This is a genomic window from Paenibacillus anaericanus, from assembly GCF_003994475.1.
Classification (GTDB): domain Bacteria; phylum Bacillota; class Bacilli; order Paenibacillales; family Paenibacillaceae; genus Fontibacillus; species Fontibacillus anaericanus.
In genome coordinates this window covers 54,073-68,015 of record NZ_RZNY01000023.1, presented here as the reverse complement: position 1 = coordinate 68,015, position 13,943 = coordinate 54,073, and the positions used below count along the sequence as shown (strand labels likewise).

Below are 13,943 nucleotides of genomic sequence, written 5' to 3'. Positions count from 1 at the left end.
AATTCGCTAAAGGTAGTGTCCACTTTTTTGACAGAGGTCCAAAGTTCAAGTTAAGTTCCCCACTGATAGTATTCAAATTACATTAGATGGATAATTTCCTGTTATCCATTACTGCCATCTATTAAGCACTCGTTACACCATCCCGCCAAAAAGAAGCCCTCCTCACCTAGTGAGAAGGGACTCGTTCTATATATTCAATCCTGATCTATACCACCATAAAACTGGAGATAATTCTCCATTTGACTACTCCAGTAGGCGTCATCATGATGTCCGCCCGGGTTGATATGAAATTCGTATGATTTTATTTTTTGCCCCTTCAGCACTTCATCTAGCTTCTTACCTACTTCCTTGAAATCATCTTGATCGCCATAGTCCACATAGATGCTCACTTTATTTAACTTCTGACTTGCGGCTAGTGCGATAGGATCGTTATTTTGTCTTGCCTCTGCGGTCGGGTATACCAATTTTTCTAACGGAGCCCACATCTCTCCAACGAATAAAGCTGGGGAATGCCCCCCTATTTTGCTGAACAATTGCGGATGGCGAAGACCGATATGCAAGGCAGAGAATCCACCCATGGAGGTTCCACCGATATAACGACTCTGACGCGACTTGATCGTATTAAAATGTGTATCCACGAACGACACCACATCATTTGTAACATAATCCTCATACTTACCAGTATATAAAACCCCTTCATCTGTAGGATTACCGCTTTCTTTAATAAAACCTGGCAGTTCAGAGGAATTAACACCAAAGCTGTTGTCGATTCTCGGAGCGACAATGATCATCGGCTCGATTTTGCCACTAGCAATTAATTCATCTGCCTTCTCCGTAATTTTTAAATCATTGAACCAATGGTTCTCATTCAGCTTATAGGAGTGCAGAACGTACAGAACAGGGTATTTGTCTTGGCAGTCATAATTAGGTGGTAAATAAACATTTAAAATCATGTCCTTCTTTAGTGACTCACTATAAAATTTAACGTTCATGTTCGAGGAAGTCCGAGCGATCTTGGACGAAGCAGCAATACTCGTTTGCTGACCTACTCCTACAGCAAGTAAGATCACAAGAGTACACAGAAGGGCTTTAAATAACTTCATACATTCATCTCCCAATATAGATTTTGAATAATAAGTTGACTGCTCCTTTCCATTCAACTTATTTCCGCTTTCCATGGAGATTGTATCAAGCCTATGTTCCCCCGTGTACTGCTTATCAGCAGCAGTTTCCTGCAAATCGACAGTTAAAAATAGGGAATGATCTCTTAACTCGTTCCGTTCAGCATCCAGCAATATTTAGTACGGTACTCCGCGGGCGAATACCCCGAGTACTTCCGAAAGTTCCGTAGAAAATGCGCATCATCATGAATCCCGATCCTTTCCATAATTTCCGTGGTTGGTAACGTAGTATTTCTAAGCATGGAATCTGCCATTTGCATTCTGATTTTATTGAGATAGGCGATGAGGGAAAGTCCGGTTGATTTCTTAAAATGCTCGTTTAGGGTTGTTTTATTAGCATGAAATATCGCCGTTAAGTCATCTAGTTTGATCTTCTGTTTATAATTCGTATGTAAATATTCTATGACTAGCTTGACTGACTCGGGTACGACATGAGGTACGGCGCTCGGAACAAAATCCGTAGTTTGATATAAGCGCCGAATTAGAAATAACAACTCCATCAGATAGGATCGGCTACGGCAAGGCCAATTGATATCTGATTGCTGCATTAAATTTTGTCCTATCTGATGAAATAGATCATCGGCATGTTTGGCGACCGAAGGATCAAGCGATATACCTCCATGATAACTATCCGTCCGTTCGAAAAAAGGCTCCATACACCATAAATCCTGAACTTCCGTAGTTTCCATCTTCTGTCCCTCAACATGCTGAACTTGTATTAAATCATCTAGGCTATAATGAACTACACTTGGTCGAAATCGTAGTGACTCTGCTCGCAGCGCTGTCCCCGTAATGAGACGTACTGCTTCCTTATCGTTAAAACAATACATTCCTGGGGCGATGACGGGATACATATTCGCTCCCATCTGTAAAATCCCTGTTCCTTCTTTGATCAGAATAATACAATATACAGATGTCACGCCTTCATGATCAGACAGCAATTCCTCCGGGTTATAAGCAACACTTATACGATATCCGGGGTGATACACTCTTCCCTCAGTCCAATGTAGCATGACACCGACCTCACCTTTCAAATAACCCCTAAAATTCCAGTTCTATCTATTATATGAATAGATGATTCCGCTGTATATCTACTTTATTTATAAATAAACAAAACCCAGCCTCACACTTTCGTGTTTGACTGGGTTGGTTAAGTGCGTGGCGTTCTGTTCTTAGCTTGCTCTTCTCGCATCCACCCCGACAGTTGGCGCTTGAGCCTCAGGAACTCGGGAGAATCCATGATCTCTTCCCGGCGAGGCCGCGGAAATGGAACTTCAATTTTGTGTAAGATTGAACCGGGGCGACCGGAAAACACATAGATAGAATTAGAGAGCAGCAACGCCTCTTCGATGTTGTGAGTAATAAACAGTACCGAGCGGCGGTTTTCCTCCCATAGCTCTAGTAGCCAGGTCTGCATTTCGCTACGGGTCAGCGCATCCAGTGCGCTGAATGGCTCATCGAGTAGCATGAGTTCCTGCGGGGCTAGTAAAGCTCTTAGGAAAGCGGCCCGTTGCTGCATACCACCCGATAGCATATGCGGGTAAGCTCGTTCGAACCCACCTAAGCCGACCTTCTGTATCCAATGCCTAGCAGCTTCACGTGCTTGATCATTTGACGTACCTTTGATTTCACTGCCAAGAAGCACGTTATCCTCAATGGTCCGCCAAGGGAAAAGCGCCGGTTGCTGCGGCATATAGCTAATCTCGCCACGTTGACCCGTTACGAATTTTCCATTCATTTTGATAACTCCATCATCCGGCTCTACGAGACCACCAATGATATGGAAAAGAGTGCTTTTCCCGCAGCCAGAGGGGCCTACAATTGAGACGAACTCCTGTTGCTCCACGGTGAGTGACACGTTATGAAGTACCCTTGTCTCGCGCCGACGATGTGAGAAGGATTTGGAGATTTCGCTAACTTCAAGAGCGGGTGGTACCGTATGTGCTACGGGAGATTTCCCTGCTTTAGTTTCAATTGTTGTATGTGACTCTTGAGACATTTGAAGTACCATCCTTTCTATGAATTGCGACGTGGTTTCCAGCGTACAAGCCATTTTTCCAGCAATGCGATGATCGCAAAAAGCACCAAACTAAGGAGTACAATGATGACAATGGCCACAAACATCCGGTCTGTACGATAAGCGGACTTCTGTAGGAGCATATAATATCCAATCCCTTTATCCGCACCAATCCACTCGGCAACCACAGCACCCATAACCGCATAGGTGGCAGATATTTTTATACCGGAGAATAAAGAAGGCAAGGAATGGGGTAACTCCAGCTTGGTGAAGATTTGCCACTTGCTTGCACCAGCCATTTTCATATAGTTCATCATGACACCGTCACTTTGTGCTAAGCCGCCCATCGCCGCAACAGCTACGGGGAAGAAACAAACGAGCGTAATCAATACAATCTTAGGCAGCAGACCGAATCCAAACCAAATCACAAGGAGTGGTCCTAGTGCGATGGAAGGAACATTTTGACTCAATATAAGTAGTGGATAAAAAGCACGTTTGACTCCAGGTAACAGATGTAACAGCAGAGCTACGATCAGACCAACACCCGTACCAATAGGAAAACCAATCAGCGTCAAGCGCAGCGTTGCTAGTGTATGGTCCCAAATTCCTGCGGCATTGCTAGATGACTCCCGGGCGATGTCTAGAGGACTCGGTAGAATCCAGGCTTCCACATGAAACACGGAAACGGCTAACTGCCAAACCGTCAATAAGAATATGACCGCCACAAGGGGCGGCCATATTTGCTTCCAGGTCGATCTCACGGCCGGTATTTCTCCGTCAGTTTGTCCATGCTCATTCCCTTAGGGTTATGAGCGATCTTGATCTGCGAAATGCAACTTGGGCTACCTGCTTCAACCAACGCTTCATGCATCTGACGCACGACTTCAAGCAGTTCTGTAAGCTCACCTTCCATCGTCGTATCCAGTGGGTTCACTTGATGCTTAACGCCTGATTTCTGAATGACTTCAATTGCCTTATCTACATAAGGGATGGAATCCTCGTTATTCGGAGTCTTAGGAATTACTTGAATGCTTAATAGTGTATTTGCCATGATAATCAATCCTCTCAGTTCAATTTAATATATGTGTATTACTGGTTATCCGGTAAAAAGTCATTCGTAAAAGCACTCTCAGCATCCAGCGGCTTATCTAGCAGCTTCAGCCCGTACATCCAGTCGGCATAATTCTTCCATACTTCCAGCTTTTGCTCCCCCCAACGGGCAGCGTCGTCCTTGTATTTCGGGCTAAGCCATTTCTGACTTGCAAGCACAAGTTCGGCATCCAGATCAGGTACAGCTTTCGTTAAAATGGCTGCGGCTTCCTCCGGCTTATCAATGGCATATTGATAACCCTTCGACGTTGCTTTCAGGAATGCCTTAACTAGCTCTGGGTTGTCGGAAATCTGCTTCTCACTTGTAATGAGGACAGGTGTGTAATAATCCAATTGCGGAGCGTAATCCTTCAGATACAGCATATCAACGGGTTCCCCGCGTAGCTCTGCCTCGATCCCTGTCCATGCATAGAAAATCCAAGCAAAATCAATATCACGCTTCACGGCGGTAAAATAATCAGCATCCCCGATACTCACCAGTTTAACTTTCTTTACATCACCACCTTCAGGGTCCATGATCGCCTTCATGGATGCTTCTTCAGCTGGAGAACCCCAACCACCGTAGGTTTTTCCTTCAAAATCCTTAGGCGTCTTGATGCCCTTATCCTTCGGAGCGGCAAATCCCGAGGTATTATGTTGAATAATAGTTGCTATGGATACAAGAGGTACACCTTGTAGACGGGCTAGTGTTAATCCCTCTTGGGCACTAATGCCAAAGGCGGCTTCACCTGATGTCACCATCGTGTCAGAACCGGCTGCACCGGGCTGTACAATTTCGACATCCAGACCTTCTTCTGCAAAATATCCAAGCTCCTTGGCTGCGTAGAGACCTGTATGGTTCGTATTAGGTGTCCATTCGAGCGCTATCTTAACCTTGGTCAGCTCCTTTGGAGCGTCACCTTCTGTAACTGCAGGTGCTCCAGGAGTTGTTCCCTTATTTCCCGCTTCATTCCCTTTAGAAATTCCGTTATTACTGCCGCATCCAGCGAGTGCAAGAACAAGCATGCTGATGATACTTAACCTCAGTACTCTCTTCATTCTCATCGATTTCTTCTCTCCTTTTGTCAGCCATACCCTAATCCTTCATCTATCTACCTTGAAATATACCCATTAAAAAAAGCGTCCCGAATGATCAGGACGCTGGTTTGGCGCAATAATAGCAGAGGTCACAAGAGGACCATAGGCTAGTTGGCGATTCCTACGCTGGCATTATCCAGATCAGGTATAAGGGTCAGTATCTTGTGGGATACAATCTCAGCCGGCCAATTCCAGCACCCCTGGTTCTATGAAGTTATCGGGTATTGCTATGTTCTTACGGTGTATTATAAACACCTAATCCCGAGTTGTCTAGTAGCTTATTTTAAATTTAAATCTTATTGACCTCTCTCCAGTTGAAATCACAGGTCCCAGTAAGCGTGCCATGACGACATCAACTCCTATCATTCTATAAGGATAAATTACACTATAAATAAAATCTAGGAAATTTTACAAATGGTTATCATTGTTATGACCTACATTTTACATACCACTCTTATAGTAAACATGTACTTCAAAATAAAAAAAACGTGGAGGTCATACCTTTTGAGAAAAATCGCCAAATTTATTTTACCGTTATTCTTATCCATTTCATTTCTTAGTGGTTGTGGTGCTAATGCAGAAGTGAATGGTACTAACAAAGAAGCTGCCGCTAACAGCAGCACAACAAACGCCCCTAAAGAAACTACTGAACCAGCTGCTCCAGAACAAACGGGCTATGTTCCTGAAACCTTAACTGTACAATTTGTTCCTTCCCAAAATGCAGATACATTAGAAGCAAAAGCTAAACCACTTGAAAAACTATTAACAGACCAACTAGGAATTCCCGTCAAAGTAAGCGTATCGACTGACTATAACGTAATTATTGAAGCTATGGCTTCCAAAAAAGTAGATGTCGGTTTCCTTCCTCCAACTGCTTATGTATTGGCTAAGGAAAAAGGCGCTGCGGAAGTCATTCTCCAAGCTCAACGTTTCGGTGTACAAGATGACACGGGTGCTCCAACGGATCAATTGGTTGATTTCTATAAATCGATGATTATCGTTAAGAAAGATCCTGATATTAAAACGATTGCTGATCTGAAAGGCAAGCGTATCGCTTACCAAAACGTAACTTCATCTGCAGGTTTTGTATGGCCTGCTGGGAAGCTAATGGAAGCTGGTCTTGATCCACTTAAAGATGTTCAAGCCATAACGGTAAAAGGACATGACCAAGGTGTACTCGCTGTATTGAACGGTGATGTAGATGCGGCAGCTATTTTCCAAGATGCACGTAATGTTGTAAAAGCTGACTACCCGACTGTATTTGAAGATACTCGTGTCCTAGCATTTACTGAGAACATTCCTAATGACACGATTTCTGTTCGCTCTGATATGAGTCAAGAGTGGATCGAGAAGATCCAAAATGCCTTCATCGCCATTGGTAATGACGAAGCAGGCCACGCAATTATCAAAGATATTTATTCCCATGAAGGTTATGTAAAATCGGAAGACAGCATCTTTAATATCGTTCGCGAATATGGCGAAAAAGTAAAAACGGAATAGTCCATTTAAGAAGTATTCCGCCTTCAAAGTGATTATGGAACCGAGCACGATAATAGCCAGTTGGAGTGCATCTGCACTGCGACTGGCTTGCTATTTTATACGATAACCTCTAAAGGACTGATACCCGAGTGATAGAGATAAACAATGTATCCAAAACATACCCTGGCGGAACAAAAGGACTGAATGGGATCAATTTATCCGTTGCCAAAGGGGAATTCGTCGTAATTGTCGGGCTATCTGGTGCGGGTAAATCTACCTTACTCCGTTCGATCAACCGTCTTCATGATATTACCGAAGGAGATATTGTCATTTCCGGCAGCTCCATTACAAAGGCAACAGGGCATCAGCTTAGAAAGATTCGTCGGGATATCGGTATGATCTTTCAGAGCTTCAATCTAGTGAAACGCACTACGGTTCTTCGCAACGTCTTAGCAGGGAGAGTAGGTTATCATTCTACGCTGCGCACCATATTAGGACAGTTCCCAAAGGAAGATATCGAACTTGCCTTCCAGGCTCTGGATCGGGTCAACATTGTGGAAAAAGCCTATACCCGCGCTGATCAGCTCTCCGGAGGACAGCAACAACGCGTGGCCATTGCCCGTGTATTGGCCCAAGAAGCCAAAATCATTCTAGCAGACGAACCCGTAGCTTCATTGGATCCCCTGACAACCAAACAAGTTATGGATGACTTGAAACGAATTAATCAGGAATTGGGGATTACAACGATTGTAAACCTGCATTTCATTGATTTAGCAAGACAGTACGCCACTCGCATTATCGGTTTACGTGCCGGAGAAGTCGTATTTGATGGACCTGTCGAACAAGCAACAGACGATGTGTTTGCTGAAATCTACGGACGCCCGATACAGCAGGATGAATTGCTGGAGGAAGCCGCCGTATGAACACCAAGGTAGAGCTAAGGCGCCCGAAGGCGCCTAGTCGATTCAAACATTATTTAACTGCGATCATTTTGCTCCTACTCCTTTGGGGCAGTGCGATTCAAACTGAATCCTCCTTCAGCGAACTGTTTCATGGACTTCCGAATATGCTGGATCTCCTACGTGAGATGTTTCCGCCGAAGTGGAGTTACTTCGATAATATTTTTGATGCCATGCTGGAGACGATTCGGATGGCCTTAGTAGGAACAACACTTGGCGCCATTGTCGCTATACCTGTGGCATTGTTATGTGCAAGCAACCTCACCAAGAGGGGCCTGATCTATTATCCTGCTCGCTTCATTCTAAATTTAATTAGGACAATTCCGGATCTACTCTTGGCGGCTATCTTTGTTGCTATATTCGGACTCGGACCCTTGCCAGGAATATTTGCACTTACCGTGTTCTCAGTAGGATTGATCGCCAAACTAACCTACGAAGCGTTAGAAACGATTGACCAGGGGCCGATCGAAGCCATGACCTCGGTTGGAGCTAACTATGTACAAGTATTTCTTTATGGGGTCATCCCACAAATCCAGGCGCATTTCGCATCCTATGTGCTCTATACATTTGAGATCAATGTCCGTGCGGCAGCAATCCTTGGGCTCGTCGGTGCTGGTGGTATCGGGCATTACTATGAAATAACTTTAGGATTTCTGGAATACGACAAGACGAGTATGATTATTATTTTCACATTAGTGATTGTATTAATTATTGATTATATAAGCTCAAAACTACGGGAGAAATTACTATGATGAATTCTTGGCACGACAGAGTCCAGAAACCAAAGAAAAGCCGCTATCGCTGGCTCATCTATGTAGCCCTTGTGGTTGTCTACATTTGGGCCTTTGCAGGCATCCCGTATCATGGCATCAAAGAAACAGCAGGACAAATCTCGCGGGCTATTCTAACGGGTATTTTCTCGCCCGATTGGGATTACGTTTATTTACCGGATGGTGAGGATTTACTACGAGGATTGCTGGATACTTTAGCGATTTCCATATTAGGAACCGTGATCTCAACCATTGTGTGTGTCCCCTTCGCTTTCTGGGCGGCCATCAATATGAGCAATTCTAGATGGGTATCCGGTTCGGGTAAAATGGTGCTTAGCTTCATCCGAACATTCCCGGAAATCGTCATGGCGATCCTATTTATTAAAGCCGTTGGGCCCGGCTCCTTTGCCGGCGTGCTAGCGCTTGGCCTGCACTCCGTTGGTATGCTTGGTAAGTTGTTCGCAGACGAGGTGGAGAACATGGAGCATGGCCCTGTTGAAGCTTTGATTGCTACTGGTGCCAATCGCATGCAAATTTTATGGTTTGCCGTCATTCCTCAAGTCTTGCCCGGATTTCTCTCCTATACCTTGTACCGATTCGAAATTAATGTTCGCTCCGCTACGATCCTTGGTGTCATCGGAGCTGGGGGGATTGGTACTCCATTAATCTTTGCACTAAGTTCCCGCAACTGGGATCGTGTCGGTATCATTCTACTAGGAATCATCGTCATGATTACGATTATTGATATGATCTCAGGGGCGATTCGCAAGAAGCTGGTGTAGGAACTATTGTAACGGGTTCATTTTTAAAGTGAAAATTTGAAAATATCATAATTTTCGTAAAAAACGCACAAGCATATGTAAAATTACATGTGCTTTTTTACATTTCGCAGTGCGAATATGCTCTGTATAATTATGGTAAGCGTTATTGTAACGCAATTTCGTATAATAAATCTCTTATAGAAAGGATGATGTTATATGGCACATTTTAGCTTGTACTTAGGCGTGTATGGAGGGTTCACGCATAATTAACCCTCCTAATCTTTTTTTGGAGGTAAGTTATGATAATAGAAAATGTTAAAATTCGTCCGTTTTGCAATCATGATATGTGTGATTTTAAAGAAATGTTTTGTACTTACTTAGGTGATTTTAATATTAAAATTGTAGATCATAAGGTGGATGCAGCATGTCTTGAAATAGCAGATAGTTCAATTTCCGAGATTTCCCCATTAGATATGATTCTGGTTGACGAGAAATTAGTAGGTTTTATCTGCTATCAAATCGATAATCCTAATAGTGATTGGTGTGAACGAGAAGGATGGGGATTTATTAGAGAAATTTACATCAATCGCAGTATGAGAGGGAAAGGTCTTGGAGCAAAATTAGTCGCTCATGCCGAAAGGGTACTTTATGCCAAAGGGGCTGAACATATTTATCTTACTTCAGATGAAGCAGATGCATTTTGGAGTTTATGTGGCTATAAAAAAACTGGAATAATCAGCGACATTAACCATGACCCCATATATGAAAAGTAGAATTGATTTAAAAGCTCAAAACCAAAATCGGTGCTTGACAAAATAAAACANATTGATTTAAAAGCTCAAAACCAAAATCGGTGCTTGACAAAATAAAACAGGAAGTAACGTTACGTTTTGGAGGATGTTACCATCGCTGTTAAATAAGAATTTCCTGATTACATGATTGTAGTGGTTGAAATTCTCATTTAAAGGCGAACGCTTTGCTTGTCCACATTCCTCCAAAACTCCACTGGCACGCTGGTTCTTGTCAAGCACTGATTTCAGGTATGAGCCGATTTTAATAAATAGAACATATAGCGTAAGTAAACAAAAACACTATGGGAATTTCATTTCCCATAGTGTTTTTGTATCTAACGGAACCAGTGGCCCTTATTTTGAGTTTCGAGGATCGCATAACATTCTAACGGAACTGAAAGACCTTATTTCTCCAAATGATGCTCTAATGCATGAATCATGATGAAATAACGTCTGCTGGTTCCGTTAGAATTCAGAACTGTGTAATAAACCGCAAATAAGGTCGCTGAGTTCCGTTACAGCGTTACAGCCATTCGCATTCGTAATCCCCTTCGATTCATGGGTTGATTCATGGGTCGATTCATGGTCAAGCGCTAATCTAGATTTTACGCCTTATTATATACGTACAATCTTGTCCAGAATAAACGTTTCTACTACTTTCGCCACTCCGTCTTCCATATTCGTATCGGTTACGTAGTTAGCAATTGCTTTAATATCATCAGGCGCGTTGCCCATTGCTACACCAAGTCCAGCAAACTCTATCATCGCAAGGTCATTGTAGCTGTCGCCAATCGCAATAACCTCTTCTTGCTGAATATTTAATTTCTGAATGAGATGATGCAAACTCGTTCCTTTGTCTACACCCACTTCAGTAAACTCTAAGAAAAATGGTTTCGAACGCATAACATTGAGTTTGCCTTCTAGTTGTTGTTGAAGTTTCTTCTCCAAGATGACCAGTCTTTCAGGTGCTTCTACCATCAATACTTTTACAACTGGTTCTTGAATGGCCTGAACAAAATGCTCTTCTTCTATAATCGGCATCCCCGTAATTTCAGCTTCGATATCGGTATACTTATTATTAGCTGGCGTTACGATATCGTCCCCAACATAGGTGTGAATCCCCACTTCTTCTTGTTTACTAATATGGTATAGCTCATGTACCGTCTCGGGAGATAATGTACTGCTGAACAATTCTTCACCTGTTGCACAGTTAGTAATCTTGGCCCCGTTAAAAGATAGAATGAAGCTACCGTATTTCTCAAGCTCCAGTTCCTTAGCAATATGCGTCATGGCAAATGTAGGCCGACCTGAGGCAAGTACGACTTTAACTCCTGCTTCTTGTGCATCCATTAATGACTGCTTGGTACGTGGTGAGATCGAATGATCATCCATTAGCAACGTATCATCCAAATCAAGTACGATCATTTTATATTTTGTCATATTCATTCCCCTTAGTTTCCTGCTACCATCATTCTCTCTAAATCTAGTGGTTCTATATAGTTACCATCTTTATAAGCTCTCATATTTCCACCGGAAATCTCGTCGATCAGAACAATTTGCTTGTCTTTGTCCACTCGACCGAACTCCAATTTAATATCATACAGTTCAATACCTTTTAGGCTCAGCTCTGTTTTGATAACATCACTAATTTGCTTCGTAAGTTGTTTTAATGTTTCGTATTCGTCTGCCGAGAGTATGCCCAACATATCGAGTGCATCCTTGCTGATTGGCGGATCTAAGCGATCATCATCTTTGAGTGTAACTTCAACAAAACCATCTAAAGGCTGACCCTCTTGTGCATATAAACCATAGCGGCGTAGAAAGCTTCCTACAGCTCGATAGCGACAAATAACTTCAAGTCCCTTGCCAAACACAGTCGCGGGCTTGACCGTCATCGTTGCCTCATCGATATTAGCATCTATATAATGTGTCGGAATTCCTGCTTCTTTTAGTTTTTCAAAAAAGAACTTTGTTAAGCGAAGCCCCGCCTGACCTGCACCTTCCATTACTAACCCAACGGTATTGGCTCCAGGATCGAACACTCCATTTTCCCCAGTGACATCATCTTTAAATTTCAGTAAATAATTGCCGTTATCTAGTGCGAATACATCCTTCGTTTTGCCTGTATACGTTAGTTTCATATTAGATCCTCTCCAAATCAGAATGAATGCCAAGCATACAAAAAAAAGACACAAACCTGCTTAGTATATTAGGAATTGTCGAGATTCCAATAACGCTCAGAAGGGATGCTTCCTATATGATAGAACAAAACTACCTATTTGTTAACCACTCTTAGTAAGCAAACCTGCAATATGACTAGTGATTTGTGCAGGGGTATCTTTAGGTCCGAATCGTTTCACGACCTTACCTTGCTGATCGATCAGAAATTTCGTGAAATTCCATTTGATAGATTTAGTGCCTAGTACTCCAGGAGCCTCATTCGTAAGCCATTGAAATAATGGGTGAGCATCCTTCCCCTTCACATCTACCTTAGAAAAAAGCGGAAAGTTCACTCCGAAATTTAACTCACAGGCAGCAGCAACCTCTTCATTCGTTCCTGGTTCCTGGTTAGCAAACTGTCCACAGGGAAAGCCCAGTACAGCAAAGCCCTCATCTTTATACGTATCGTACAAATCTTGAAGACCCTTAAACTGAGGAGCGAAGCCGCACTTCGTTGCCGTATTCACGATCAACAGTACCTTCCCTCGGTATGACTCCAGCGTTTGAACTTCACCCTTAATGGTCTTCACTTCAATATCGTACAGTGTCATAAACAGCCTCCGCTCGTGGAATTTAATTTCATTTCATTCTCTCATTGTAAACTACATAGCAAGAAAAAGGACCGTCCAACTTCGGAAGGTCCTCAATTTTGATTCAACTAATAATCTATTTCTTGTCGCTCTCCGCAAATACAATCATCGCATCACACATAAACTGCGCCAGTCCCTCGCCGAATTGATCGATGTTCTTCGTGAATCGCTCATCATCGACATACATTTGACCTAGTCCCTTGAATGCCTCCAAGGAGTAGTTACCTATCTGATTCAGGAAATCATACCATTCCTTAATAGCTGCTTGTGCCTCCTCAGATTGAGGTGAGGTACCCCGAAGATGCGCAAGTTTCCTATAGATTTCATTCATCCCTTCGGATAATGCTGCTTGACCGGACTTTGGCATTTTACCGATCTTCTCATTGGACTGGTCAACGGCTGCATCTCCCCAGCGCTCGCGTGCTTCTTGTTCATAAGGATTAGAACCAAAGTCAAAACCAGCAAATTTCTCTTTATCTGTCATTTCAATTTCTCCTTTCGAATGTTGAATCGTTCTATCAATCGTAGCAATAATTCCATCCAATCGACGGCGACGCTCCAGTAGCATATTTTTGTGTAGCAATAACGCCTCCTGGCGGTCGAATGATGGATCGTTGATGATTTCACTAATCTTTTTCAAAGGGAAACCTAACTCCTTGAAGGATAAAATTTGTTGCAACATCTCCAGATTGTCCGGGGAGTATATCCGGTAGCCGGCTTCCGTTGTTTCCTCCGGGGTTAACAATCCGATCTCGTCATAATGATGCAGTGTGCGCACACTGATCCCAACTAAATCAGCAACTTCCTTCACTCTCATTTGGATGATGTCCTCCCTTCGTTATTTACTATAGGGTATCACGTAACGTGAGAGTCAATACCCATTTTGAGTAAAAGCGTCCTATGAACAAGGAAATAAGCGGCAATCGTATCAAGGTGATCAGCACCGGCATTATTTCATATGCAATCGCACGTGTTACAAAGCGGGGAG

At 43.0% G+C, this 13,943-nt stretch carries 15 protein-coding genes and 1 riboswitch; of the genes, 5 read left to right on the top strand and 10 right to left on the bottom strand.

Annotated elements, in window-relative coordinates; genetic code table 11:
- Positions 1-194: 194 nt before the first annotated feature.
- The 6 genes from EJP82_RS21595 to EJP82_RS21570 form a co-directional block, all read right to left on the bottom strand.
- Positions 195-1,103, bottom strand: coding sequence for an alpha/beta hydrolase (locus tag EJP82_RS21595; RefSeq protein ID WP_170220268.1), 909 nt, complete (start codon positions 1,101-1,103; stop codon positions 195-197).
- A 164-nt stretch (positions 1,104-1,267) separates the two neighbouring features.
- A complete protein-coding gene (locus EJP82_RS21590) occupies positions 1,268-2,194 on the bottom strand; it encodes a helix-turn-helix transcriptional regulator (protein WP_127194140.1) in 927 nt (308 codons plus the stop codon).
- Positions 2,195-2,331: 137 nt separating this feature from the next.
- Positions 2,332-3,180 carry an ABC transporter ATP-binding protein gene (locus EJP82_RS21585; protein WP_127194139.1) on the bottom strand — a complete coding sequence of 283 codons (849 nt, stop codon included), beginning with the start codon at positions 3,178-3,180 and terminating at the stop codon, positions 2,332-2,334.
- A gap of 17 nt (positions 3,181-3,197) precedes the next feature.
- Complete coding sequence (locus EJP82_RS21580; protein ID WP_127194138.1) at positions 3,198-3,959, bottom strand: ABC transporter permease; 762 nt, start codon at positions 3,957-3,959, stop codon at positions 3,198-3,200.
- A complete protein-coding gene (locus EJP82_RS21575) occupies positions 3,956-4,249 on the bottom strand; it encodes a thiamine-binding protein (protein WP_127194137.1) in 294 nt (97 codons plus the stop codon). The genes EJP82_RS21580 and EJP82_RS21575 overlap by 4 nt, the downstream gene beginning before the upstream one ends.
- A 38-nt stretch (positions 4,250-4,287) precedes the next feature.
- A complete protein-coding gene (locus EJP82_RS21570; RefSeq protein ID WP_127194136.1) occupies positions 4,288-5,352 on the bottom strand; it encodes an ABC transporter substrate-binding protein in 1,065 nt (354 codons plus the stop codon).
- A 134-nt stretch (positions 5,353-5,486) separates the two neighbouring features.
- Positions 5,487-5,597: riboswitch (TPP riboswitch) on the bottom strand.
- 253 nt (positions 5,598-5,850) lie between these two features.
- Between EJP82_RS21570 and EJP82_RS21565 the strand changes: the two genes are divergently transcribed.
- The 5 genes from EJP82_RS21565 (at position 5,851) to EJP82_RS21545 (ending at position 10,127) form a co-directional block, all read left to right on the top strand.
- Positions 5,851-6,885: a phosphate/phosphite/phosphonate ABC transporter substrate-binding protein gene (locus EJP82_RS21565; RefSeq protein WP_425464363.1), complete on the top strand. Its 1,035-nt coding sequence runs from the start codon at positions 5,851-5,853 to the stop codon at positions 6,883-6,885.
- 128 nt (positions 6,886-7,013) lie between these two features.
- The gene (gene phnC / locus EJP82_RS21560) at positions 7,014-7,787 is read left to right on the top strand and encodes a phosphonate ABC transporter ATP-binding protein (RefSeq protein WP_127194134.1); all 774 of its coding nucleotides are present in this window, start codon (positions 7,014-7,016) and stop codon (positions 7,785-7,787) included.
- Complete coding sequence (gene phnE / locus EJP82_RS21555; RefSeq protein WP_127194133.1) at positions 7,784-8,575, top strand: phosphonate ABC transporter, permease protein PhnE; 792 nt, start codon at positions 7,784-7,786, stop codon at positions 8,573-8,575. The genes phnC and phnE (EJP82_RS21555) overlap by 4 nt, the downstream gene beginning before the upstream one ends.
- A complete protein-coding gene (gene phnE, locus EJP82_RS21550; protein WP_246054380.1) occupies positions 8,575-9,375 on the top strand; it encodes a phosphonate ABC transporter, permease protein PhnE in 801 nt (266 codons plus the stop codon). Before phnE (EJP82_RS21555) ends, phnE (EJP82_RS21550) begins: the two co-directional genes overlap by 1 nt.
- 278 nt (positions 9,376-9,653) lie before the next feature.
- Positions 9,654-10,127 carry a GNAT family N-acetyltransferase gene (locus EJP82_RS21545; RefSeq protein WP_127194131.1) on the top strand — a complete coding sequence of 158 codons (474 nt, stop codon included), beginning with the start codon at positions 9,654-9,656 and terminating at the stop codon, positions 10,125-10,127.
- Positions 10,128-10,760: 633 nt separating this feature from the next.
- On the opposite strand, the gene EJP82_RS21540 is transcribed toward EJP82_RS21545, so the two are convergent.
- The 4 genes from EJP82_RS21540 to EJP82_RS21525 form a co-directional block, all read right to left on the bottom strand.
- Complete coding sequence (locus tag EJP82_RS21540) at positions 10,761-11,585, bottom strand: Cof-type HAD-IIB family hydrolase (RefSeq protein WP_127194130.1); 825 nt, start codon at positions 11,583-11,585, stop codon at positions 10,761-10,763.
- A gap of 11 nt (positions 11,586-11,596) precedes the next feature.
- Complete coding sequence (locus tag EJP82_RS21535) at positions 11,597-12,286, bottom strand: phosphoribosylaminoimidazolesuccinocarboxamide synthase (RefSeq protein WP_127194129.1); 690 nt, start codon at positions 12,284-12,286, stop codon at positions 11,597-11,599.
- 141 nt (positions 12,287-12,427) lie between these two features.
- On the bottom strand, positions 12,428-12,916 hold the full coding sequence (locus tag EJP82_RS21530) for a glutathione peroxidase (RefSeq protein ID WP_127194128.1): 489 nt from the start codon (positions 12,914-12,916) through the stop codon (positions 12,428-12,430).
- Positions 12,917-13,031: 115 nt separating this feature from the next.
- Complete coding sequence (locus tag EJP82_RS21525; protein ID WP_127194127.1) at positions 13,032-13,778, bottom strand: MerR family transcriptional regulator; 747 nt, start codon at positions 13,776-13,778, stop codon at positions 13,032-13,034.
- Between the last annotated feature and the right edge of the window lie 165 nt (positions 13,779-13,943).